We start from the raw sequence: 24,862 nt of genomic DNA, 5'->3' as shown, positions 1-24,862 counted from the left end.
CATGCGACCTATGATTGTCGCCTTCAGGGTTTGAGATTGATATGCATCTTCTTTTTGATGACTAGTACTTGTTGTTTTCGTTATAGAATTAGATACTCAGCACAAATTAATAGACAAAAACTAACAATACGTAACAAGGTGTGTCAGTGGCTGGAACCGAGTATTACTTATATAGAGTGAAGTTTATAAAGCCGGCTCAAATGCCGCTTTTATTCCCTAATCTTTCTCCTTCCCAAATATTTCTTGAAGCTATTAACGAGAAACCCGAATTGATGTTGTCTTCAGGTAGTGAATGGCATTTGGGAAATGTTGATTTTTTTGATCAGCTGACAGGATCGTTTGCTATCGGTCGAACAACCAAGACTACTCTGGAAAAGTTCGATAAAGAAAGCGGTAATTTTATAGACAAACTGGATGATTCTAGCCCCTATACAACGGTAGTGTTTGATTGTCGTATAGGTTTGTTAGGTATTGCTAAGAAATCTAAACTAGCTCCAGATGCTGAAACGGTTGCTCGCAGAATTCGAGGACTGTTCGAAAAGTCTGAAACCGTTATCAATACTGGAGCAGAAGTAAAGGTTAACTTTATCCCTGACCCTCAAGGTTTTATTCAAAAGATTCGAGGTGCGTATGCTATCAAGAGTTTTAAAGCTACGTTTACTGGTCCCAACCCTGTGGATGCGGATGAATTATTTCAAAAACCTTTATCTGTATATGCGCAACAAATTGGTGCACGAACTGGAGCACTGGAGGTTAAGGGTGAAGCATTGAATGAAGAGGTGGTTGAAAGTGTAGCGAAATCAACAGCCGCAACAGCTAACACGGCATCCGCAAGAATTATCCCCGAAGAAGGTAAAAAGGTTATACCTATCAAAATGAAAGGTGATGCAGTTTCCGTTGTTGTCAATTTAGACGCATCATACCGCGATGTTTTAGAGCGGATCCAAGAAGAGTATTCGAGGGTCCGAGGATGATAACCGAAAAAAAAATTAGTACGGTCGAGGATCTATTGACTGCGTTGAATGAGCTCCCTAACCATTATATTTACAGAGGTCACGCAGATTCCACTTGGAAGTTAGAGTCCACATTGGAGCGTACGTTAGGTACTTCATGGGGTGGTAATGTTAAACAGGTTGAAGAGCACTACTTGAACCTGTTTAAGTCAAAGTATCATATTTACAATGACTCTAACCATGAACCCAAAAGTAAGCTCGCTTGGTTGTCGGTTATGCAGCATTACGGCGCACCTACACGCCTAATCGATTTTACAGAGAGTCCTTACATTGCATTGTATTTTGCGTTGGAAGCCTATGACCCTCAAAGTAAGAAAGATTTAGCTATATTTGCGCTTGACTATCATGCTGTATTAGATGCTTCTGTTGCGCATATTTCTAGCAAAGATGGTAGTTTCAATAAGCGTCGCCAAGATATTCATGGAATTCAAGATCAGATATTTGATGAAGTAGTTGATAGGTTTTCTTACGATATTGTATGGATAACTGAACCATTGGAAATGAATGTTAGGATTGATAGACAAGCAGGAACGTTTCTAATTTCTGGAAATAGAGAACAGAAAATCGAAGACCTGCTTTCATTGGGTGTGTATAGCTCTACTCCAATGCTGAAGCTTGTTATTTCGAGTGATTTATATGAAGGAATTTATGCTTTACTGCGGAAAATGAACATCAATGCTAAGTCGATATATGGTGACTTATCTGGTTTAGCTAAGTCAATCAAAATGGATATGCAAGCCCACACTAGTTAACTGTGGCGGTATTTTATTGCAGCGAAACTATTTATTCCCAATTCGCGGTTCTAGTATAGGCTGTAGCTAATGTATTACGGCCATTGATAGGCGTTGCCTATGCAGTGGTTTTAGATTAGTGGACTGACTAACGTTGCTGATTCCTTTAACGGGTGACTCGATGAGTTGTTGCTGGCCTGCAATTCATAGCCGCTTAACATGTTTCACCTACAACAGTTGATAAAAAATAATAGATTTATAGTTTAAGGTTTATATGTTCGCTCAAACTTGTATAGATAGCAGTTTTCTGGCTTCTCTAGGATACTCTTCGTTTATGCTGTTCTTAGTAACAGAATTGGAAAAAAAGTCTGGTCAGAAAACTGGCCTTAAAGACGTGTTTAGTACACCCGTCTTGAGTGCCTTATTTTTGGCATTTTTGTTTTTCTTGTTTACTTTTGACTTCCCAGACAAAGGCTCAGTTAAATCATTCGGAACAATGGCTTCAAATATCACCTCCAACGTTTATACCTTTATTTGCACCTTTGTTCTCGTTTTGAACTATTGGGGACAGTTACTAATGTATTGGGCTTTTTATCAGTTTCTAAAACGTTGGTTTCCGAATCAGATAGAGGCCTTTGAAAACAAAATCAAATCCATATTCTGAAAGTAAAAAAAATCGCTCTTTAGAGTGTATACCTTATCAGGCATTGGCTTGCGATACTTCCATACGCCTTAAGCCAACATAGTTAGGTTGGTCGCTTTGTTATGTCTTTAATGCAGCGAAATATTATATTCCAAATCCGCGGTTCTATCATAGGCAAGGGCTAATGAGTTTGTGGTGGTGATAGGTTTTAGCTATTAGCTTGCGAGATTTCCATATAGGCCACGCCAACATAACTGACTAGTGATGTTGATTATATCTTTAATGCAGCGAAATATTATATTCCAAATCCGCGGTTCTATCATAGGCAAGGGCTAATGAGTTTGTGGTGGTGATAGGTTTTAGCTATTAGCTTGCGAGATTTCCATATAGGCCACGCCAACATAACTGACTAGTGATGTTGATTATATCTTTAATGCAGCGAAATATTATATTCCAAATCCGCGTGTTGGGAGTTCGAATCTCTCCACCCCTGCCACATATCAGGCTCTGACTTAGGTCAGAGCCTTTTTTGTATCTGGTTTCTTCTCATTATTACAGCTTATTTCTACTCTTATCCCGTAAGTATGGCTTTCTGCTGTACTTTGGCAGCATTTAATCTACTGAACGAACGAAACTACAGTTAGCTGTAATGATCAGTGGCCCGAAATTTTAATAATAAAGGGGAATCACTATTTATATTTAGTTACACTCAACCGATCTGGATTAATGAGTAACTATGTATGGATATATCTCGTCGACGCTTTCTTCAATCATCCTTAGCAATCTCCGCGCTTGCCGTTCTACCTGCATGTTCTCTATCTAGGAGCACTAATAAGCAGGGGCAATATATATACGATATCACTGCAGAGCCTTCTACTGCAGAATTAGTCCCTGGGTTTAACACAGACGTACTCGCATTTAATGGTTCGATTCCAGCGCCTGTGATTCGTTGTCGCCAAGGCGAGAAAGTTATAATTCGGTTTACTAACAAGCTTTCAGAGCCGACTACAATCCACTGGCATGGCTTGCGAATCCCTATTGAAATGGATGGTGTACCTTTCTTGAGCCAGCAGCCTATCATGCCAGGTGAAACATTCGTTTATGAATTTACACCACCAGATGCGGGCACATTTTGGTATCACCCACATATGAATAGTGTGAAGCAGCTTGGTAAGGGCTTAGTCGGGCTAATTGTCGTTGAAGAGGCAGAGCCTGTTCAGTTTGATGAAGAGCATGAAGTCGTCCTCAAGCATTGGCACTTAGACAAACAAGGTCAGTGGAAGAACCTTATGGTGCCGCGCTTGAGCGCTCGTATGGGGACTCCCGGAGAGTGGAGTAGCGTCAATGGTGTGCATGAACCTGTTTATACGCTGAAGCAGAATGCTACCACACGATTAAGAATTGCTAATGTCGATAACACCATTACTTACCCGATCGCTATAGAAGGCGCAGAGGCTTGGGTTATTGCTATTGATGGTAACCCTGTTAAAACGCCTTATAAGCTCACTCAGCACAAAATTGGTCCGGGAATGAGGTTAGATATCGGATTGATTGCTCCAAAGGCTGGAAAACGTGTTTATGTGCGTCAAATGAAAGGACGCTTCCCATTCCTTTTGTGCGAGTTTGACGTTGTTGAGTCTGACCTGTCGAACAACCAGAAACTGCCTTTATTACCTCTCAACCCTGTGCCAGCTCTCGATTTGAAAAATGCAGAGCAAATCGATTATGTGTTTGAGTGGGAGGGGGCGATCACTCCTGCTGATAAATCGGGCAAAGCGATACCTAAATTCTGGCTGATGAACAAACGGGCTTGGGAGGGAATGAGCAAAGATAATATTCCAGCGCCCCTTTCAACATTGGAGATGGGAAAAACCTATATCTTCAACCTAAAGAACGTCACCCAATATCATCATCCTATTCACCTTCATGGACACACATTTACGGTTCTTGAGTTAGATGGAAAAAAACTCGACGAACCGTTTCATACCGATACGGTCTTGCTTGGAAAAAACGGCAGTGCGAAAGCGGCATTTGTTGCAGATAACCCTGGACGTTGGATGTACCATTGTCATGTGATCGAACACATGAAGACGGGGTTGATGGGTTATATTGAAGTAAAGTGACTCCTGTAACTTTTTAAATCTTGATAAGTTTTAAGCGCTATAATTTGCTGAATTCTAAGATTGTATAATCACTATTGCCGTAAATTTGATTACAATGTCTCCATTAACTTTTCTGGGGGAATTATGGGACAACTATCCGTTTTGGGTTTTATTGCATTGGGTGGTGCATTTGGTGCATGTTCTCGTTACTTAATTTCTGAACTTTGTGTCATTTTATTGGGGCGTGGTTTTCCATATGGTACGTTAACCGTTAACGTTGTTGGCTCATTTATGATGGGCTTATTGATAGCAGCTTTCGATAATGAACTTTTGGCAACGGAACCTTGGCGACAAGTGATTGGCTTGGGTTTTTTAGGCGCACTAACGACGTTTTCCACCTTCTCGATGGATAATGTTTTGCTTATGCAGCAGGGCGCTTTCTTTAAGATGGGGTTGAACGTATTGTTGAATGTCGTGTTAAGTATTTCAGCGGCGTGGATAGGCTTTCAATTATTGATGCGCAGCTAGCAAAGTAGTTAAAAATTGAACAGGTCGGCTTGGTTTCACCAAGCCGTTTTTATATACTGACATCACTTGTCGGAGTGCCATAAGGCTGAGACCGTTAATTCGGGATCCGTTGAACCTGATCAGATTAGAATCTGCGAAGGGAACAAGAGAAGATATTCACACCGGAGTTCTTTCTGGTTGATCTATCAAAAGTCGAATGTTGTTACAGGCAAATATCGTAAGCTTTAACTAGCCTTAATTTGACTCCTCTTGTCGCATCTATCCGCCAAGCATTTTTATCCAATTACTTTTTATCTAGTATAACAAAGCAAGGAAAAATGCTATGTCGAGTCGCAAACAAGCGAGACTGGAAGCAAAACAGTTCATTGATACACTCTCGGTACAACCGTACCCCAATTCAAGCAAAGTCTACGTAGAAGGCTCACGTCCAGATATTCGTGTGCCAATGCGTGAAATATCACTCGCTGATAGCCTTATTGGAGGCACAAAAGAAGCGCCTATATTCGAACCTAATGAGCCAGTACGCGTTTACGATACGTCGGGTGTATACACAGATCCAGAGCACACCATAGACCTCTATAACGGCTTACCTAAGCTGAGAGAAGGGTGGATTGAAGAGCGCGCCGATACTGAGCTACTTGATGAAGTAAGCTCGGTGTACACCAAAGAACGCTTAGAAGACGAAACACTAGACGGTCTTCGTTACGGTAATCTACCACGTATTCGACGTGCCAAAGATGGCCATTGTGTGACTCAATTGCACTATGCTCGCAAAGGTATTATTACCCCAGAAATGGAATATATCGCGCTGCGTGAAAACATGGGGCGTGCCAAGTATCGCGATGAAGTGCTGAATCAACAGCATCCGGGTCAAAGCTTCGGAGCGAACCTACCAAAAGATATTACCGCCGAATTCGTGCGTAAAGAAGTCGCCGAAGGTCGCGCTATTATCCCTTCAAATATTAACCACCCAGAATCCGAACCAATGATCATTGGACGTAACTTTTTGGTCAAAGTGAACGCCAACATCGGTAACTCATCGGTCACTTCTTCGATTGAGGAAGAAGTAGAAAAGTTAGTATGGGCAACGCGTTGGGGTGGAGATACCGTAATGGATCTTTCTACTGGACGTAACATCCACGAAACTCGCGAGTGGATTCTACGTAACAGTCCGGTTCCGATCGGTACCGTGCCAATGTACCAAGCGCTTGAGAAAGTGAATGGTGTTGCTGAAAACCTTAACTGGGAAGTGATGCGCGATACCCTGATTGAGCAAGCAGAGCAGGGCGTTGACTACTTTACTATCCATGCCGGTTTACTACTTCGTTATGTGCCAATGACTGCAAAACGCGTTACTGGTATCGTCTCTCGTGGTGGTTCTATCATTGCGAAATGGTGTTTAGCGCATCACCAAGAAAGCTTCTTATATACCCACTTCCGAGAGATCTGTGAAATCTGTGCTAAGTATGATGTGGCACTTTCTCTCGGTGATGGTCTGCGTCCTGGCTCGGTGGCCGATGCTAACGACGAAGCGCAATTTGCAGAGCTTCGTACCCTTGGTGAGTTAACCAAGATTGCGTGGGAATACGACGTACAAGTAATTATCGAAGGTCCTGGTCATGTTCCAATGCATATGATCAAAGAGAACATGGAAGAGCAGTTAGAGCACTGTCATGAGGCTCCTTTCTATACCCTTGGTCCATTGACGACAGACGTCGCTCCTGGTTACGACCATATTACTTCAGGCATCGGCGCTGCCATGATTGGTTGGTATGGCTGTGCAATGCTTTGCTACGTAACTCCGAAAGAGCACCTCGGTTTACCAAACAAAGAAGACGTGAAAGTAGGCATGATCACTTACAAGCTTGCTGCGCACGCCGCTGATTTAGCGAAGGGACACCCTGGTGCACAAGTTCGTGATAACGCGCTTTCTAAAGCTCGCTTCGAGTTCCGTTGGGAAGACCAATTCAACTTGTCGCTCGACCCAGATACCGCGCGTGCTTTCCATGATGAAACCTTGCCTCAAGAGTCTGGAAAAGTCGCTCACTTCTGTTCGATGTGCGGACCAAAGTTCTGCTCGATGAAGATTTCGCAAGAGGTTCGAGAATATGCGAAAGACACTGAGCAAGTTGCTGCGGACCAAGCTATCTCGATCAAAATGCTGGATGATCCTCTTGAGGGGATGCGTCAGAAATCGCAAGAATTTAGAGAGTCAGGCTCCGAGCTATACCACCCAGCAGCACATGCCGAGGTAAGTGACTAATGAGCAAAATCCTTATTCCGTCATCATTGATTGAACTGACAGGTTTAGTTCAGCAATGTTTGTTGTTGGCGAAAGAACAGGGTTTTAGCATCGAAGACATTGAGTTGGGTGTGAGCCCAACTCAATCTATTCAGCTTGTTCGCGACCAACAGATTACACATATAACGACTGACCTTATTGGTGGACATAACTTTGAGCCTGAGTGTTCATTTACTCTCTATTACCGTTCTGCTTTGTCGGTAGAAGCGTGTGCTAAGCAACCGTCGAAAGCGATTTATATTGGCATTGCTGATACGCAGGTTTCCGATGAAAAGGAGAAAGTGCTTCAGCTTGATATCTGGCGTCACCCAATCAACGACGAAGTGAGAGCGCTTTCTGTTAAGTCCAAACTCAACGCAATGTTCGATCCCGAACATCACCTTGCTTGGACAGTAACGCTGACAGTACTCGATTTTCCTATCGAAGATGCGTTAACACTTGCTCGAGGAATGCTAACTCAACAAGCGAATGTTTCACGTGAAACACTGTTGAGTGACAACCTTGATGAGGGACGACCTACTCAGTGGGCTGACCAATTTGATGATTTCCCCACACCTGTACTGGAGGATAACCGACTAGGTATTCAAGTTGGTTGGTCTGCACAAGGTGAGAGCGTTAGCTTTCCAACTCTAACTAAGCAAAGTCTAGGGCTCTATCCAGTCGTTGATGATGTTGCTTGGATTGAGCGTCTACTGCCACTAGGCATCAACACTATTCAACTGCGAATAAAGAACCCACAACAAGCCGATTTAGAACAACAGATCATTCGAGCAATTGAGCTAGGTCGTCAGTATCAAGCACAAGTGTTCATCAATGACTATTGGCAGTTGGCAATCAAGCATGGCGCTTATGGTGTTCACCTAGGACAAGAAGACATAGAAGAATCGAATTTGGCTCAGCTAACTAAAGCCGGCATTTGTCTTGGTCTTTCTACTCATGGTTATTATGAGCTACTGCGCATCGTACAAATTCATCCTAGTTACATCGCGCTAGGGCATATTTTCCCAACCACCACAAAACAGATGCCATCGAAACCACAAGGTTTGGTGCGCTTGTCTCTTTATCAAAAGCTGATTGATAGCATTCCTTACGGAAACACAGAGTTGGTTTTCCGTCCCGCAAAAGACAAAGCAGGTAGTGACTATGTGCTTGGCTTTCCGACGGTCGCGATTGGTGGCATTGACCAATCTAATGCTGACCAAGTTTGGCAAACAGGTGTTTCTAGCTTAGCAGTAGTGCGTGCTATTACGTTGGCAGAATCACCTCAATCGGTCATCGAGTTCTTCGCACAACTGATGAAGGAAAGACAGCTAACGTTCACTGATCAGAATAGTGAGTTGGCGGATACCAAGAGAGGCGAGCATGCTCACGGATAAGCAGTTCCTTCGCTATCAGCGCCAAGTCGCTCTGCCTGAAATTGCCGAAATTGGGCAAAAGCGTTTGAGCAAATCGCATGTGCTGATCATCGGTTGTGGTGGGTTAGGGAGCGCAGCGAGTTTGTACTTGGCATCAGCGGGTGTTGGTAAATTGGTAGTGGTCGATGACGATGAAGTTGATAGCAGTAACCTACAACGTCAGATCATTTATCGTGAACAAGACCTACAAGTTGCGAAAACAAAAGCGACTGTAAAGCAACTGACTGACCTTAATTCTATGGTTCAAATTCGTGCCCTCAATAAGCGATTAGACAAAGCACAGCTTCAGCTTGAGGTGATACTAGCGGATGTGGTGCTCGACTGCACCGATAACATGCCAACGCGTCAGCTCATTAACCAAGTTTGTTTCGAGCAAAATACGCCGCTCATCTCGGCGGCGGCAATTGGTTGGCAAGGGCAATTCGCTGTCTTTGATTATCAAACGCAGATTGAACAAGAAGCAGAGAGTACAGCCTGTTACCGCTGTTTGTATCCGTTCGACGAATTACCGCAAACGCAAAAGTGCAGTGAGAGTGGTGTCGTCGGTCCGGTGGTGGGCACACTTGGCAACTACCAAGCGATAGCGGCAATTCAAAAACTGGCGACGGGAAAGTTTCATGTCGAGGCTGCCAAGTTGCATCTGTTTGATGGGTTGAAACTGCAATGGCAAACCATGGCGATAAGCAAAGACAAACAGTGCCAAGTGTGTGCTCAGATTTAGCTTACGAGTAATAGGCAGAATTAAGAGAGTTGGAAGCAATGACGTTATCAGAACAACAAACAACACAAATGACCGCTGCTGACTTAGATGTGATCACTATTGTCATCAATGACCAGTCACATCAAGTTGCCAGTGAGTCGAATCTACAGCAAATCATTAGTCAATTTGCGCTGCCTGAAATTGGCTGTGTTTTTGCAATTAATAACAATGTTGTGCCGTGCAGTGAGTGGGCTAGCACAGTTCTTTCACAGGGAGATAGCATCTCTTTGTTTCAAGCGATCGCAGGGGGTTAAAGTCGATGCTTAAAATTGGTGATAAACAATTCGAATCAAGACTGTTCACGGGAACAGGGAAGTTTGCCAACAGCCGATTAATGGCAGAAGCGATTCAAGTATCGGGTTCTCAACTTGCGACCATGGCGTTGAAGCGTGTGGATGTGAACGACCAACAAGACGATATTTTGCTACCGTTAGTACAAGCGGGTGTGAACTTATTGCCGAACACCTCAGGTGCAAAGAATGCTAAAGATGCTGTGTTTGCAGCACAATTGGCGAGAGAAGCGTTGGGTACTAACTGGTTAAAACTAGAAATTCATCCAGACCCGAAGTACTTGATGCCCGATCCAATTGAAACACTTGCAGCTGCTGAACAGCTGGTTCGTGAAGGCTTCATTGTCCTTCCTTATTGTCATGCTGACCCGGTTCTGTGTAAACGATTGGAAGAAGTAGGCTGTGCTGCAGTCATGCCATTAGGTGCGCCGATCGGTTCTAACAAAGGGATAGTTTCTCACGATTTCCTAGAGATCATCATCGACCAAGCTAATGTTCCTGTCGTTGTTGATGCGGGTATTGGTGCTCCTTCACATGCCGCGCGTGCGATGGAAATGGGCGCGGATGCCGTGCTCGTCAATACAGCGATTGCAGCTTCGAGCGATCCCGTTGCGATGGCGAAGGCATTTAAGTTGGCAGTAGAGTCCGGGCGTATGGCTTATGAAGCTGGACTTGCCGGTAAGGTTTCTCATGCGGTTGCGTCGAGTCCACTGACGTCATTCCTAGATGAGCTTTAGTCCTAGATTGGTTTAGCTATTAAGCGAGGAAAACATGAGCTTCGTTGAACAATTTAAGCAGCTTAATTGGGATGACATCTCGATGTCGATCTACGCGAAAACGGCACAAGATGTCGAGCGAGCATTGAATAAACCCAAGCGTGATTTGGAAGACTTTAAAGCGCTAATTTCACCAGCGGCTGAAGCGTACTTAGAGCAAATGGCGCAGCTGTCATACTCGGCAACTCGCAAGCGTTTTGGTAATACCATGTCGCTTTACATTCCACTGTACCTTTCTAACTTGTGCGCCAATGCTTGTACTTATTGTGGCTTTTCTATGGAGAACAGAATCAAGCGTCGTACTTTGAATAGGGACGAAGTGGCTGCAGAAGTTGAAGCCATTAAACGCATGAAGTTTGATAGCGTATTGCTGGTGACTGGCGAGCACGAAACTAAAGTGGGTATGAAATACTTCCGCGAAATGGTGCCTATGATTAAGAAGCGCTTTAACTATTTGGCGATGGAAGTACAGCCACTTGATCAAGACGAATACGCTGAGCTCAAGACATTGGGTTTGGATGCGGTGATGGTCTATCAAGAAACGTATCATCCTTCGACTTACGCCGAGCACCATTTGCGTGGCAACAAGATGGATTTCGAATACCGATTGGATACACCCGATCGTCTTGCAAAGGCGGGCATCGATAAGATCGGTATTGGTGCTTTAATAGGGTTGGAAGAGTGGCGTACCGACTGTTTTTATGTGGCAGCGCACTTGGACTATCTTGAGCGCACGTATTGGCAGACTCGTTACTCGATTTCTTTCCCGCGTTTGCGTCCTTGTGAGGGTGCGCTCCAACCCAAATCAGTCATGACGGATAAGCAACTTGTTCAGCTGATTTGCGCTTATCGTTTGTTGAATCCAGAAGTGGAGTTGTCATTATCGACTCGTGAGTCACCGAAGTTTAGAGATAACGCATTGCCTTTAGGCATTACCAGTATGTCTGCTGCATCGAAAACTCAGCCGGGTGGTTATGCGATGGATGATGTTGAACTCGAGCAGTTTGAGATCAGTGATGAGCGAAGCGCAGGTTCTGTGGAAGATATGATTCGAGCCAAAGGGTTTGACCCTGTATGGCGAGATTGGCACTCGGCGTATTCTGGTTAAGTAGCAAAGAAAGCCACTGGTCATCGTTATGTTTCACGTGAAACATAGGCAAAAAAAGAGGGTTGATGCAAAACATCAACCCTCTACTTTTTTCTAGCTTCTAGCTTCTAGCTTCTAGCTTCTAGCTTCTAGCTTCTAGCTTCTAGCTGTGTGCTACTGGTAGCGTTGCTTGACGAAGCCACTCTTTCACATCACCCTCAACAAGTGGGCTGATCTCATCCCATACCTTCTGATGGTAATCATTCAACCAAGCAAGCTCTGGACGAGTTAGCATATCAACGTTGATATTACGCTTGTCGATTGGACAGCGTGTTAGCGACTCAAATGACAAAACAGGGAAGTCACCGTTAGTTGGGGTTTCAACAACAAGCTCTAGGTTCTCGATACGGATACCAAACGCATCCGCACGGTAGTAACCTGGCTCGTTGGATAGCACCATACCTTCTGTTAGAGGCACGTCGATTTGCTTCTTAGAAATGCTCGCCGGACCTTCATGAACACTTAGGAAGTGACCAACACCGTGACCAGTACCGTGGTCGTAATCGTAGCCTTCCGCCCATAGGTGCTGACGAGCTAGCGTATCGATTTGGTAACCACGTGTGCCTTTCGGGAAACGTGCACGTGCAACACCGATGTGACCTTTTAGCGCGAGAGTGAATTGTTTAATCATCTCTTGTGAAGGCTGACCAATCGCAATTGTACGCGTGATGTCTGTCGTGCCATCTAGGTACTGACCGCCTGAATCCACTAGGTAAAGCGTGTTCAGTTCTAGCTTGCCAGGTTCAGGTTGGTTCTCGTGGTTGTAGTGACACATCGCCGCGTTGCCACCTGCTGCCGAGATAGTATCGAAGCTAAGATCCATAAGTGTCGGGTCTTCGCTACGGAACGCTTCCAGTTTGTCTGCCAGCGTCGCTTCATCATGCAGGTTACCCGCAACGACTTCAGCATCTAACCAAGAAAGGAACTTACTCATCGCTACGCCATCGCGGATATGACATGCTTTCATGCCTGCGATTTCAACTGCGTTCTTTGCTGCTTTTGGCATTAGGCATGGATCAGCTTTACTCACCACAGATACGCCAGCGTTTTGTAGAACCAATTTAAACCACGCGTTACTTGTCGCAGGGTCAACCAGTACATTCTTGCCAGTTAGGTTTTCTAGTCGTGCTTGCAATGCTTCTGGGTGATGAACCGTCACGCCGGCACCAACATGAGCGTCAAACTCAGCAGGTAGGCGAGCAGGATCTAGGAAGTATTCCACGCTTGAGTCTGAGTGCAGAATCGCGTGAGAAAGCAGAACTGGTAGACGTGAGACATCTAGACCACGAACGTTGAGCAACCAACAGATAGAATCAAGTGCTGTGATCACTGCGCTGTCTGCACCGGTTTTTTTCACGAGCTCTGCGATTTCTTGGCGTTTGCTTTCACTTGACTGACCAAATGCTTCTGTTGCCATTAGGCGAACATCAGAAACCACAGGAGCAGGGCGGTCGTGCCACAGTTCATCAATTGGGTTGCTATCGAGAATCTTAAGCTCAAGTGCGCCAGCAAGTTTTGCTTGTGCCATGTCTAGCCAAGCAGCGTTGTGCATGCGAGGGTCGATTGCCACAGACGCGCCATTTGCAAGATGGTCTTTAATCCAATCTAGTGCAGGCTCTTCAATCAAGTGACGGTATTCGAATAGATCAGCAGGAACCTGCTTTGTTACTTGTACTGTGTAGCGACCATCAACAAAGATAGCGGCTTTGTCTTTGGTGATTACCGCAGCACCAGCAGAACCAGTAAAGCCAGTTAGCCAATGTAAACGCTCGTTGTGCGCTGGTACGTATTCACCCAAGTACTCGTCTTCATGAGGGACAAGTAGGGCATCAATATTATGTTGTGCTAGCCATTCGCGAATTGCATTCACGCGGCTTTGGGTATCGTTGTGCATCTGTGTTATTCCTTCAAATTACCGCTCCTTCATGCTCAGGTGTGGGAGCTGTTTCCATCTGCTTCATGCAGTTTACGATTCCATTGAGGTTCGCAATCACTTCAATAGAGTCGGAGTACAACTAGGCCATAGATGAGCCAAAAAGGACTACGACAGTTAAGCTACTCATTTTAGCCGCTAAGCGCAAATTGAGTGCGGTGTTTTTATCTAAGGTGATCGGTTTTTTGTGTGATCATCGTACGTAGCCAGCCTAATGCAGGGTCGTTTTCTCTATCTCGGTGCCAGAATAAAGTGTAAGCCATAGGTGGGAATTCTAACGGTAGTGGCAGCACGACCAAATCAAGCTGTTTGGCCGCAAGTTGCACAAAATGACTTGGCGCAGTAAAGATAAAGTCGGTGTATGAACATAAACTTGCGGCACTGTTAAAGTCGGGCACAGTGACGGCAATATCGCGGTCGGCGCCAATATCTGCAAGGCGATAATCTAGCAACCAACGGTCGTTGCCATCACAACGCACCTGTACATGGCGTAGGGCGAGATAGGCTTCCAGATTCCAAGGTTGTTTTAGCGCAGGGTGGTTTTTGCGAATAATGCACATTTGGTAATCACGATAAATTTCCAACTCGCAAATGTCATCGGGTGGTTGAAGAGTCAGCTTGGCATCGTTTATATCGATATCTTTTCCAGTTAAGCCTAAATCCAGTTCGCCGCGTTGAAGCATTTTAAATGTATTATCCGACCACGGGTGTGTGCTAATTGTCACGCCAGGTGCTTGTTGAAAAATCGCCGGTAAGAAATGGGGTAGAATGAGAGGGTAGACACTCTCTACCGCTGCTATTTGAAAACGGTATTCACTGCTTTGCGGAGAAAACTCTTCGGGTTGAGTCAGCACTTCTAACTGATTTATCAACAGATCCAGTTTCGGTTTAAGAAACAATGCGCGCGGCGTAGGTGTTAATCCATGTGAGTTTCGAGTGAAAAGAGGGTCATCAAATTGAATGCGCAGTTTAGCCAGTGATTTACTTACGGCGGACTGGCTTAAGCACAATCGGTGGGCCGCACGAGTAACATTTAACTCTTCAATCAGCACTTTAAAGCAGACCAATAGATTTAAATCGATACGAGCCAGTTTTTCGACGTTCACAGTGAATTTCCTCTGAGGAATAATGCTCATGATTATACATCATTTCCATTCATATCATCAGATGATTAAGCTTTACCCAAAGTTCTTTATCCAATTCGGAGTGTTGTGTGTCTAGCCAGTTTTCTAATAGTAAAAAACAGATGGCGTTATTGACCCTTTTGGTTCTTTTCAGTCCTTTAGCGATTGATATTTATCTACCTGCTTTACCTCTTATTGCTTCCACTTTTCAGGTCGATAATGCGCTAGCACAAGACACGATCACTTGGTTCTTATTTGCTATGGGTGTTGGTCAGCTATTCGCAGGTCCCTTAGCAGATAAACTCGGACGTCGAACTGTTGCATTGGGCGGTATCACCATTTACGCGATGAGCGCTTTATTGGCGTGGAGTGCTCAAAATATTGAGTGGATGTTGGTTTCCCGACTGCTACAAGGCTTAGGTGCGTGTGCGACATCGGTAGCAGCCTTTGCAACAGTTCGCGATATCTTTGGCCCGGAAAAAAGCGGCAAAATGATCAGCTACCTTAACGGTGCGATTTGTTTCATTCCGGCTTTAGCTCCAATTCTAGGTAGCTGGTTAACTCAGCAATTTGACTGGCGTGCTAACTTTAGCTTTATGGCGGGTTTTGCTGTGGTGTCTGGATCATTGATGTTTTTCATGATGAAAGAGACTAACCCGTCAACAGAAAAGCAAGCGGTGTTTAAGCTTAGTCGGTATTGGGCAGTGCTTAGCACACCATCTTTTGTTTTCCATGCGTCATTATGCTTGATGGCGATGGCGGTTATTCTTGCTTACGTTACCTCAGCACCGTCGGTATTGATGACGGGGATGGGGCTGTCGATGAATGAATTCACTTTCTGGTTTGGTGTAAATGCGGTGATAAACATTGCGGCATGTATGCTGGCGCCTAAGTTTATGGAGCGCGTTGGAACTCACAACACCTTGGTCACCGGGATCTCAACTCTGGGTCTCGCAGGTGTGATCATGCTAGTGATGAATGGTCAGAATACCGCGCTTTCTTTCATGCTACCTATCTTCATGTCTTCTGTAGGTTTTGCATTCATTCTGGGTGCAGCGGCAGGGAAAGCGTTAGAACCGTTTGGTGATAAGGCGGGCACGGCAGCTGCACTGCTTGGATTGTTCCAAATGAGTGGCTCTGGTTTGTTGGTGGGTACACTGCAACGCTTATCTCTGGATCCACAAACCTTGATCGCAATTCATATGTGGGTCCTATTACCTGCGTTGGTCGTTCTGTTTACAAAAGCAGGGAAGAACTGGCACTCGAGCTTTGCGAAAGCGTAAATCAGTGTAATTTAGTATTTTCCAATGTAAGTAAGGCGTGTATATTTGTCACTCAGACTTTTCCTGACACCATAACGGAACTCAAAAAGTAATGTCGTTAACCACGTATGAAATGGCTCGTATTCTAGAGCAAATGGAAGATTCACCAGAAAAGGTGATGTTTGGCAAGTTGCTTAATGAGCTGGGTAATCAAAGCTCCGAGCGTATTCGTAGTGCGGCTAAACAAGTACCTCTGCCAATTTTGCGTGATATCGTGTACCAATTTCAGCAAGTGATTGAGTCACGCAAAGATGAACAAGTCGAGCAGATGGCAAAAGACCTCGCTCAGCAAGGTATCTCAGCAGAAGAGCTACTGGCTTACTTGAATAAATAATAAAAAATCCCCGCATGATGCGGGGATTTTTTTAGCTCGTCATTTTCTTTTTCAGGATGTGGTCCAAAGACAGCGGTCCTGGCCCCCATACGATTACGATAAGAATCATCAATCCCCAAAGTTGGTGATCATAAAAACCTTTCTCCCACAACAGTGGGTAAGAGATCACTGCGATGATGTTGAACACAAACAGCATTGCTGCCATCGGGCGGGTAATCAATCCTAGTGCCAAGAACACCGGTAGAACCAACTCCGCAGCCGTACCTAAATAAGCCGCCAATTCCCATGGCAAGATTGGCACTTGGTATTCCAGCTCAAATAAGTACAACGTGCTATCCCAAGACGAGATTTTGATTAGTCCTGAATTGAAGAACACCCAAGCAACCCAAAAGCGGCAAAAGAGAAGTAGTAAAGGGACAAAGCCAGCTTGTAAGGTACTGATTAAATCGTCATACCGATTCACTAAGTTTTTAACCGTATCCTTCATAGAGTGCTCCTTAGATTGATTGCAATGTAAAGCCGTCAACAATATCGAGTGCCATGATGCGATTGAGATGAGCGAGTAAAACTTCAGGTATTTCGCTCAAACTCTGCTTCTGCTCTAAACATTGCAGCAGTTGGAACACATCAGCATCGAGTGCGTGACACAAGGCTTCTCCATTGGCTTGAATCGAGATGACACCTTGCTGTAATTGGTTGATATTAAGTTGTTCGAATTGCCCAGTTTGAATCGCGCTAAATAGATCGAATACTGCGTAGTTGGAGTCAAAGCTGCGGCAGCCCTTTTTAAGGTGTAAGACTAAAGTGGGTTGTTGCTCTTCACTCACTTCGCCAAGTAACGCAAGCGGTTTTAATTCCGCTGCATTGGATTGCTCATACTGTGCTTGACGAGCTAGGTCGATATGCCACTCGAAGCGGGCGACTTCAGGGCTGTAAGGTGCTTGTGCAATCACCTGACTGAACTGCATGATGGTGTCTTGAAAGCCTTCGCCATAATGCACCACATTTCCTTCTTCTAATGGGTAAGAAAGAACATGCTGGCGAGCTATCTGTTCAAAGCATTCTTCACCAAGCAGCGCTTCAACCATCGGGTAGGTCGCGGATAACACCTCGCTTAAGCTGACGATAAAGTTATTGCGGTAAATCTGCATGCGTTCATCAGCGGTAAACGTATCACTGGCAATATCGCAATCTTCACCGAGTGCTTGATAGTGTAGGGCTTTAGCAAACTGGCTTTGTAAGGTGGCTAGATTCATGATGCCTTCCTTGGTTCGCTTTGTTCACTTGGAAGTGTGCCTTGCAACAGTAGTTGCGATGCTTTCTGTGCTTCTCCTAATAAGACTTCTGGCGCGGGGATATCCAAATCCCATTCAATCAACGTATGACGTGGACCGTGTTTTTTTGTCCACTGTGAAAACAACTGCCAAACTTCATCGCTAACTGGGCGGCTATGGGTATCAATCCATATCTCACCTTTGTCGAGTTGTTTAATGGTAAAACCTGCCAAGTGAATCTCATCCACTTTGTCGGCTGGAATCGCATCTAGGTATGTGTCGCAATCAAAACCGTGGTTGAACGCCGAAACATAAACATTGTTTAAATCGAGCAATAAACGACAGTCAGTGCGCTTTTGCACTTCGGTAAGAAACTCCCATTCGCTGATGGTCGAATGTTGAAACTTCACATAACTAGATGGGTTCTCTATCAAGATCTCGCGTTGCAAATATTCCTGCACTTCATTCACGTTACGAGTGAACACGTTGAGCGCTTCTTCCGTATACGGAAGTGGAAGCAGGTCATTAAAGTAGTGACCGCCGTTTTCACTCCAACTTAAATGGTCAGAAACAAGAATTGGGTCGATTGAGTCAATCAGTGATTTAAGTTGCGCAAGATGCTTTTGACTAACACGTTCCACCGAGCCCAGCGACAAACCAATACCGTGGCAGCTAATTTGATATTGCTCGCGAAGCGTTTGTAGCTGATGGCGCTCTGCAGCGTTGGGTTGGAAATAGTTTTCACTGTGGATTTCTAACCAAGACAACTCGGGTTGGTTTTGGCTAAAGTAATCGAGGTGAGGGGTTCTTAATCCAACTCCAACAAGGTCGTGGAAGGTGTGGTGTTTCACGTGAAACTCCTTTTCAAATCGTGCGGGAAGAGAAGGATGCGTCTTGGCTTTGCGTTGGTTGAGCGTCAACGCATCCTCACAATAGCTAGCGATAAAAGATTATGAAGAAGAAGTGCTACCGCCAGCGAGTTTGTCACAAAGACCTTTTGGTACGACTACGAATGCGTCTTTTTGGTTATCTTCTTTAGAAGTACCAGCGCATGAGCTGCTTTTTGTTGCACAGTCGTTTTTACCTGCTTTAGAAACGCCATAGCACTTTTCTTTTTCAGCAGCGACAGCTGGAGCTGCAGTTAGCATTGTGCCACCAAGAGCTAGAAGACCAGTAACAGCAGCAGTAACAGCTAGATTCGACTTTTTCATAATAAATTCCTCTGAATGATTTCCTTTACTTTAAGTTGGCAAGATGAATCACCTGTTTTGGCGTTTTTGTTATCAACTTGCTTAACTTAAAAGATAGGAAACTGGCTAAAAAACTTTCAGAAAAATTTCCGAAGTAAATGGGTTTGCAGGGTCAAATAGGTATAACTAATTGATGTGTTGGGCAAAAAAACATCGATTTTTTTATCAAGTTTTGTCTAAACAGCACCCGGTTGTTTAGGTTATAATCGGTTTTTATGTATAAATAACCAGTAGCTCTCATCATGATGGATCCATCTCTATTACTCGACGGTTTGAACGATAAACAACGTGAAGCCGTTGCAGCACCTCTAGAAAACTTGCTCGTTCTTGCTGGCGCAGGAAGTGGTAAGACACGCGTTCTTGTTCACCGTATCGCTTGGCTGATGTCGGTCGAGCAAGCTTCTCCGTTCTCAATTATGTCGGTAACCTTTACCAATAAGGCGGCGGCAGAGATGCGTGGACGTATCGAAGAGCTAATGATGGGCAGTGCAGGCGGTATGTGGAATGGTACTTTCCACGGCATTTGTCACCGTATTCTGCGAGCACACTATCTTGATGCGAAGCTACCGGAAGATTTCCAAATCATTGACAGTGACGACCAGCAGCGTCTGCTAAAGCGTTTGATCAAAGCGCAAAACCTCGATGAGAAGCAATGGCCTGCACGCCAAGTGGCATGGTGGATTAACGGTAAGAAAGACGAAGGTCTGCGTCCGTCGCACATTGATGCGTACCATGATCCAGTAACCAAGACATATCTGCAGTTGTACACCGCTTACCAAGAAGCGTGTGATCGTGCTGGTTTAGTCGATTTTGCGGAAATCTTGCTGCGCGCACATGAGCTACTGCGTGATAACAAGTTCGTCCGTGAACACTACCAAGCACGCTTTAAGCATATCTTGGTGGACGAGTTCCAAGATACCAACAACATTCAATATGCTTGGCTACGTATGATGGCGGGTCCTGAGTGTCACGTGATGATCGTAGGTGATGACGACCAGTCGATTTATGGTTGGCGTGGTGCAAAAGTCGAGAATATTGAGAAGTTTACGCTCGAATTCCCAAGCGTAAATACCATTCGTCTTGAGCAAAACTACCGTTCAACCAAGACCATTCTGGAAGCATCTAACACCCTGATTGCGAATAACACCGAGCGTATGGGTAAAGAGTTGTGGACGGATGGCGTGGTCGGTGAGCCTATCTCGGTTTACAGCGCTTACAACGAATTAGATGAAGCCCGTTTTGCGGTGAACAAAATCAAAGAGTGGCAAGACAAGGGCGGTGCTCTGAATGACGCTGCGATGCTTTACCGTAACAACGCCCAGTCGCGTGTTCTGGAAGAAGCGTTAATTCAAGCCGGTCTGCCTTACCGTATCTACGGCGGCATGCGATTCTTCGAACGTCAGGAAATCAAAGATGCCTTGAGCTACATGCGTCTGATTGCCAACCGTAACGATGATGCGGCGTTTGAACGTGTGGTGAATACGCCAACGCGTGGTTTGGGCGATAAGACGCTTGAAACCATCCGCTTTGCGGCTCGTGATCGTGGTTGCACCATGTGGGAAGCGAGTGTGGCAATGTTGGACGAGAAGGTGCTTGCTGGTCGCGCTGCTGGTGCTCTGAGCCGTTTTATCGAGCTTGTCACCGCGCTAGAAGACGACACCTTAGAGATGCCGCTGCATCACCAAACTGACCATGTGATTAAATACTCGGGCTTGTTCGCGATGTACGAGCAAGAGAAGGGCGAAAAGTCTAAGGCACGTATTGAGAACTTGGAGGAATTGGTGACCGCAACTCGCCAATTCGAGAAACCAGAAGAAGCCGAAGACATGTCACTGCTGACGGCATTCCTAACCCACGCAGCACTAGAAGCGGGCGAAGGACAAGCGGACGAATTTGAAGATGCGGTTCAGCTCATGACATTACACAGTGCGAAAGGTCTAGAGTTTCCATTGGTGTTTATGGTCGGTGTGGAAGAAGGCATGTTCCCAAGCCAAATGTCGGCAGAAGAAGCAGGGCGCTTAGAAGAAGAACGCCGTCTGTGTTACGTAGGCATGACCCGTGCGATGCAGAAACTGTACATCACTTATGCTGAAATGCGTCGTTTGTACGGTCAGGATAAATACCATAAACCGTCTCGCTTTATCCGTGAACTGCCAGAAACTTGTTTAGATGAAGTACGAATGAAGGCGCAAGTTAGCCGTCCTTCAAGCAGTGGTCGATTTAGCCAAACTGTTGTGAAAGAGAGCTTTAATGAAACCGGCTTTACGCTAGGTTCTCGTGTGATGCATCCAAAGTTTGGTGAAGGCACCATCATCAACTTCGAAGGCAGTGGTCCACAAAGCCGTGTACAGATTGCCTTTAACGGTGAAGGCATCAAATGGTTGGTAACTGCTTACGCACGACTAGAGAAACTGTAAGGCTTGACCAAAACTCATACCAATCGTAGTAAATAACTGGTCATTCTAGCTTGTTAAAATACTCGATAACTGCGTTGCAATTTTTGATTGTAGAATAACTACTTATCGAAAAATTGCGCCTTGTTCTCAAGCATTTTCCCTACGCTACTTCTGATCACTTATTTACTGTGATTGGTATCATCAACTTAAGAGCTGCTTCGGCGGCTCTTTTTGTTTGTGCGGTTTTGGCGTCGATAAAGCAGTAAAAAAATGGAATTCGAAAGCGCGATTTAACGGTGCAGATGAGAAAAACTTTAGGCAAAGAAAAACCCCGAGGGCTTGCGCCCATCGGGGTTATAGTCTTACTCGCAGCAATCCAGCTACTAAGAGTGCTCCATGCATCTAATCCATGATAGTGTGCTGAATCCGTCAGCTTAATCCTTACGTCGCCTTCCTAGCGGTGTCCTTAATGACCTTATCCTGGTCTGCTAACTATCCTCGTTAGCTCTCATCACTTGTTCCCTGAGCGGTGTCCCTGACATCATCCTGATGTTCAAATCCTTGCCTCGTCCAGAGGTGTCCATTTCCCGTCCTTAGTAGCAACCATCCTAGTCACTATTGATTCCGTTCAATGTCCAATTTTGCAATCCATGCCCGACTATTCATCCTGAATAACCGTTTCTTCTTCCTGAAGTTCACCAAGTTCGTGGTGTTTCCTGTTCCGTGTCAGCATCCTTCCGACAGGTTTAATATTACGTGTTTAACGATTTCCAACAACGGGCTAATCTCACATTTTTTAACTCTCTTAGCGTTCAAAAAAGATACATGAGTATTAAATTCAATGGCTTATGCTCTTTTCTGTACGGTTTTACCATTAAAAAAGAGAGGTTTGCTCAACCCTTTGTGAGAGATCTCGCACAAGGGGTCGAGCGAAAGACTCTTACTGCCCGATAGCGGCACCTTCACGTCTTGGATCCGCAGCGCCTTCAAGACCGTCTTTTGTTATTCGTATCGCATGCAGACCAGAGTTCAAATCCCGAACATCGGTTTTAAAGCCCATCTTCTCCAGAGCAGGCTGTAAGCCCTCTGCGGCGGTACCTTGCTCAATATCTAAGGTGCCAAAACGGTTCAGCAATCGTGGCTGATTAATCGCGCTTTGGATGTCCATATCCCATTGCGTGTGGGCGATAATGGCTTGTGCGACGTAACCAATAATGCGGCTGCCACCCGGTGAGCCAATTGCCATGTAAGGCTTGTCATCCTTCATCATAATGGTTGGTGCCATAGATGAACGTGGGCGTTTGCCCGGTTCTAATCGGTTTGCGATTGGCACACCATCTTGATGCGTGCGGAAAGAGAAATCGGTCAGTTCGTTATTGAGCAAGAAGCCGCGCACCATCAAGCGTGAGCCAAAGGCGTTCTCGATGGTTGTTGTCATTGAAACCACATTGCCTTGCTTATCGACGATATTGAAATGGCTGGTGGAAGGCAACTCGATCGATTGGTCCATGCTTAAGTTCATGGCGTGCGACCAAGGAGGATTACCGGCTTCAGCCTTACTCAAGGCTTTACCGACTTGAATGAGCTCAGCACGTTGTTTGAGATAATCTTTATCAAGCAAGCCTTCGGTTGGCATTGGCACATAATCTTGGTCAGCCATGTATTTACCACGATCCGCGAACGCAAGGCGCGATGCATCGGCGATCACTTGCCATGATTTCGCGCTTTCGGCTCCCCAACCTTTAAGATCGTATTGCTCGGTGATCGCGAGAATCTGTCCAACCGTCAATGCGCCAGAGCTAGGTGGTCCCATGCCGCAGATATCATAGCTTTGGTAAGCCGCACAAACCGGTTCACGTTGCTTGATTTGGAACGCATCAAAGTCAGGTTGTGCCAATACGCCAGGATTGCCCGGTGCATTTTGTACGGTCTTGATGATGTCTGTGGCGATATCGCCTTGATAGAAAGCTTTTGCCCCTTGCTCTGCAATTGCCGTCAGAGTTTGCGCGTATTCAGGGTTCTTCAACAACGTGCCTTCGGCTTTTGGTGAGCCGTCTGGATTGAAGAAGTAAGCCTTAGTCGCAGGGAAGCGTGATAGGCGCTTAGCATCTTTCTCAATCAGACTCGCGAGGCGAGGACTGACTTCGAAACCTTGCTCAGCCAAGGTAATCACGGGTTGGATTATCTTCTTCCATTCCAACTTGCCGTATTTCTGGTGCGTGTCCCACAGCAGTTTCACTGTACCAGGAGTGGCAACGGAACGCCCACCGACAACCGCATCGTAAAATTGCAGTGGTTGTCCTTTGTCATCTAGGAAGAGTTTCGGCGTTGCGGCGAGCGGTGCGGTTTCGCGTCCATCATACGTAGTCAGTTTTTGTTTCTCACTGTCCCAATACACTAAGAAGGCGCCACCACCAATGCCTGATGATTGCGGTTCTACCAAGCCCAGCATCAGCTGCACGGCAACCATAGCATCAATAGCATTACCACCTTGGGCAATAACATCCGCACCAGCTTGGGTTGCAATTGGGTTAGCAGCGGTAACCATATAATCTTTCGCTTTGATCAATTGTTTTTGCTCGAAGCCAGTGCTGTGCTCCGGCGCAACCGCATCTGCTGCTTGGTTAGCAAAGACTGAGGTAGATAAGATTAGTGGGGAAGTAAGAAAAAGACCCGTGGTCACGAGTCGGTTGAACGTCCAATGCATGATGACTCTCCATGTTGCCAGTTTTGTGCTTTGAGCTTGGCAGTTATGGAGAGTCACGTCGAGTCAGCAATCTTAGAAATGTCGATTGTGCTACGCTTTTAAATCAGTACTTTATCCGATAAAAGTATTGATAGTTTGGTATAGAATACTGCCGCCCACTAGAGTAAATACCACGCCGCATAGACCGTCGATGTAGATACCCGCTTGTTGCAATTTACGCTGTAAGCGCTGTGTCGACAGCATCCATGCAAGGCTAGAGAACCAGAATAGCGACAAGCCAAACAGGATGACCAGTGCAATACCTTTGCCAGTAATCGACATACCTGCTGGGACTAAACTCGACATCAAACTGACAAAGAACACCAGGGCTTTTGGGTTAAGAATGTTGGTCGCAAACCCTTTAGCAAACGCTTGACGCTTATTGCTGATCACTAGGTTATTTTGCTTCTTAGGTTGATCCGTCAGTGGGTTTTGGATCATCGAGATCACGGCACGCAATGCGCCAATTCCTAAGTAGAGCAGGTAACTACCACCGAGCAGTTGTACCACGGAATACAGCACTGGGTGCTGGTGGACGACAAAACTCACACCTGTCAGGCTGAACAAAGAGTGCAGCAAAATACCGACGGACAATCCCAACGCAATGTACAAGCCAGTTTGACGACCATGACGCGTCGCATTTTGTACGACCAGCGCAAAGTCCGGACCTGGACTCATTAGGGCAATAAAGTGAATGCTGGCGAGTGTCAGCAATATGGTGGATTCATTCATAACACATCTCAAATTTAACCAATGCGGCTATTGTCGTGGTAAGT

Annotated in this window: 21 protein-coding genes and 1 riboswitch; of the genes, 13 read left to right on the top strand and 8 right to left on the bottom strand. The window is 45.4% G+C overall.

Features of this window, described 5'->3' with window-relative positions; genetic code table 11:
* Nucleotides 1–146 precede the first annotated feature (146 nt).
* The 10 genes from R8N47_RS21730 to thiH all read left to right on the top strand — a co-directional run bounded on the left by R8N47_RS21730 (nt 147) and on the right by thiH (nt 11,668).
* On the top strand, nt 147–974 hold the full coding sequence (locus R8N47_RS21730; protein WP_318070404.1) for a hypothetical protein: 828 nt from the start codon (nt 147–149) through the stop codon (nt 972–974).
* Nucleotides 971–1,765, top strand: a complete 795-nt coding sequence (locus R8N47_RS21725) for an FRG domain-containing protein (protein WP_318070403.1) — start codon at nt 971–973, stop codon at nt 1,763–1,765. Before R8N47_RS21730 ends, R8N47_RS21725 begins: the two co-directional genes overlap by 4 nt.
* Before the next feature lie 1,362 nt (nt 1,766–3,127).
* Nucleotides 3,128–4,510: a multicopper oxidase family protein gene (locus R8N47_RS21720; RefSeq protein WP_064354419.1), complete on the top strand. Its 1,383-nt coding sequence runs from the start codon at nt 3,128–3,130 to the stop codon at nt 4,508–4,510.
* A gap of 123 nt (nt 4,511–4,633) precedes the next feature.
* Entirely contained in the window at nt 4,634–5,017 is a 384-nt protein-coding gene (gene crcB, locus R8N47_RS21715) for a fluoride efflux transporter CrcB (protein WP_005378811.1), read from the top strand.
* A gap of 60 nt (nt 5,018–5,077) precedes the next feature.
* Nucleotides 5,078–5,176: riboswitch (TPP riboswitch) on the top strand.
* Nucleotides 5,177–5,339: 163 nt separating this feature from the next.
* Entirely contained in the window at nt 5,340–7,280 is a 1,941-nt protein-coding gene (thiC, locus tag R8N47_RS21710; RefSeq protein ID WP_064354418.1) for a phosphomethylpyrimidine synthase ThiC, read from the top strand.
* Nucleotides 7,280–8,695 (top strand): thiamine phosphate synthase, encoded by a 1,416-nt coding sequence (locus tag R8N47_RS21705; protein WP_064354417.1) that lies wholly within the window; start codon nt 7,280–7,282, stop codon nt 8,693–8,695. The genes thiC and R8N47_RS21705 overlap by 1 nt, the downstream gene beginning before the upstream one ends.
* On the top strand, nt 8,682–9,455 hold the full coding sequence (locus tag R8N47_RS21700) for a HesA/MoeB/ThiF family protein (RefSeq protein WP_064354416.1): 774 nt from the start codon (nt 8,682–8,684) through the stop codon (nt 9,453–9,455). Before R8N47_RS21705 ends, R8N47_RS21700 begins: the two co-directional genes overlap by 14 nt.
* Before the next feature lie 38 nt (nt 9,456–9,493).
* A complete protein-coding gene (thiS, locus tag R8N47_RS21695) occupies nt 9,494–9,748 on the top strand; it encodes a sulfur carrier protein ThiS (protein WP_064354415.1) in 255 nt (84 codons plus the stop codon).
* A gap of 5 nt (nt 9,749–9,753) precedes the next feature.
* Nucleotides 9,754–10,521 (top strand): thiazole synthase, encoded by a 768-nt coding sequence (locus R8N47_RS21690; protein ID WP_005397059.1) that lies wholly within the window; start codon nt 9,754–9,756, stop codon nt 10,519–10,521.
* Nucleotides 10,522–10,555: 34 nt separating this feature from the next.
* Nucleotides 10,556–11,668 (top strand): 2-iminoacetate synthase ThiH, encoded by a 1,113-nt coding sequence (thiH, locus tag R8N47_RS21685; protein ID WP_039988745.1) that lies wholly within the window; start codon nt 10,556–10,558, stop codon nt 11,666–11,668.
* Nucleotides 11,669–11,810: 142 nt separating this feature from the next.
* On the opposite strand, the gene R8N47_RS21680 is transcribed toward thiH, so the two are convergent.
* Together R8N47_RS21680 and R8N47_RS21675 are read right to left on the bottom strand one after the other, a co-directional pair.
* Nucleotides 11,811–13,601 (bottom strand): aminopeptidase P family protein, encoded by a 1,791-nt coding sequence (locus R8N47_RS21680; protein ID WP_064354414.1) that lies wholly within the window; start codon nt 13,599–13,601, stop codon nt 11,811–11,813.
* Between the two features lie 203 nt (nt 13,602–13,804).
* The gene (locus tag R8N47_RS21675) at nt 13,805–14,746 is read right to left on the bottom strand and encodes a LysR family transcriptional regulator (protein ID WP_005378791.1); all 942 of its coding nucleotides are present in this window, start codon (nt 14,744–14,746) and stop codon (nt 13,805–13,807) included.
* A 107-nt stretch (nt 14,747–14,853) separates the two neighbouring features.
* Between R8N47_RS21675 and R8N47_RS21670 the strand changes: the two genes are divergently transcribed.
* Nucleotides 14,854–16,047 carry a multidrug effflux MFS transporter gene (locus tag R8N47_RS21670; RefSeq protein WP_005382927.1) on the top strand — a complete coding sequence of 398 codons (1,194 nt, stop codon included), beginning with the start codon at nt 14,854–14,856 and terminating at the stop codon, nt 16,045–16,047.
* A gap of 91 nt (nt 16,048–16,138) precedes the next feature.
* Nucleotides 16,139–16,420: a hypothetical protein gene (locus tag R8N47_RS21665; protein WP_005378786.1), complete on the top strand. Its 282-nt coding sequence runs from the start codon at nt 16,139–16,141 to the stop codon at nt 16,418–16,420.
* A 31-nt stretch (nt 16,421–16,451) separates the two neighbouring features.
* Here the strand turns inward: R8N47_RS21665 and R8N47_RS21660 are convergent, their stop codons facing one another.
* The 4 genes from R8N47_RS21660 to R8N47_RS21645 form a co-directional block, all read right to left on the bottom strand.
* The gene (locus tag R8N47_RS21660; protein WP_005382925.1) at nt 16,452–16,907 is read right to left on the bottom strand and encodes a DoxX family protein; all 456 of its coding nucleotides are present in this window, start codon (nt 16,905–16,907) and stop codon (nt 16,452–16,454) included.
* Between the two features lie 10 nt (nt 16,908–16,917).
* A complete protein-coding gene (locus R8N47_RS21655; protein ID WP_062730800.1) occupies nt 16,918–17,676 on the bottom strand; it encodes a DNA-binding domain-containing protein in 759 nt (252 codons plus the stop codon).
* Entirely contained in the window at nt 17,673–18,545 is an 873-nt protein-coding gene (locus R8N47_RS21650) for a DUF692 domain-containing protein (RefSeq protein ID WP_053350788.1), read from the bottom strand. Before R8N47_RS21650 ends, R8N47_RS21655 begins: the two co-directional genes overlap by 4 nt.
* A gap of 99 nt (nt 18,546–18,644) precedes the next feature.
* Nucleotides 18,645–18,905: a DUF2282 domain-containing protein gene (locus R8N47_RS21645; RefSeq protein WP_005378779.1), complete on the bottom strand. Its 261-nt coding sequence runs from the start codon at nt 18,903–18,905 to the stop codon at nt 18,645–18,647.
* A gap of 281 nt (nt 18,906–19,186) precedes the next feature.
* Here R8N47_RS21645 and uvrD point away from each other — a divergent pair, with 281 nt between their 5' ends.
* Nucleotides 19,187–21,361, top strand: a complete 2,175-nt coding sequence (uvrD, locus tag R8N47_RS21640) for a DNA helicase II (RefSeq protein ID WP_005378778.1) — start codon at nt 19,187–19,189, stop codon at nt 21,359–21,361.
* 919 nt (nt 21,362–22,280) lie between these two features.
* Here the strand turns inward: uvrD and ggt are convergent.
* Together ggt and R8N47_RS21630 are read right to left on the bottom strand one after the other, a co-directional pair.
* A complete protein-coding gene (gene ggt / locus R8N47_RS21635) occupies nt 22,281–24,047 on the bottom strand; it encodes a gamma-glutamyltransferase (protein WP_064354413.1) in 1,767 nt (588 codons plus the stop codon).
* A gap of 111 nt (nt 24,048–24,158) precedes the next feature.
* Nucleotides 24,159–24,818 (bottom strand): LysE family translocator, encoded by a 660-nt coding sequence (locus tag R8N47_RS21630; protein ID WP_005378776.1) that lies wholly within the window; start codon nt 24,816–24,818, stop codon nt 24,159–24,161.
* Nucleotides 24,819–24,862 lie beyond the last annotated feature (44 nt).

This window comes from Vibrio sp. 2132-1 (assembly GCF_033344315.1).
This window is presented reverse-complemented; position numbering and strand designations above follow the sequence as displayed.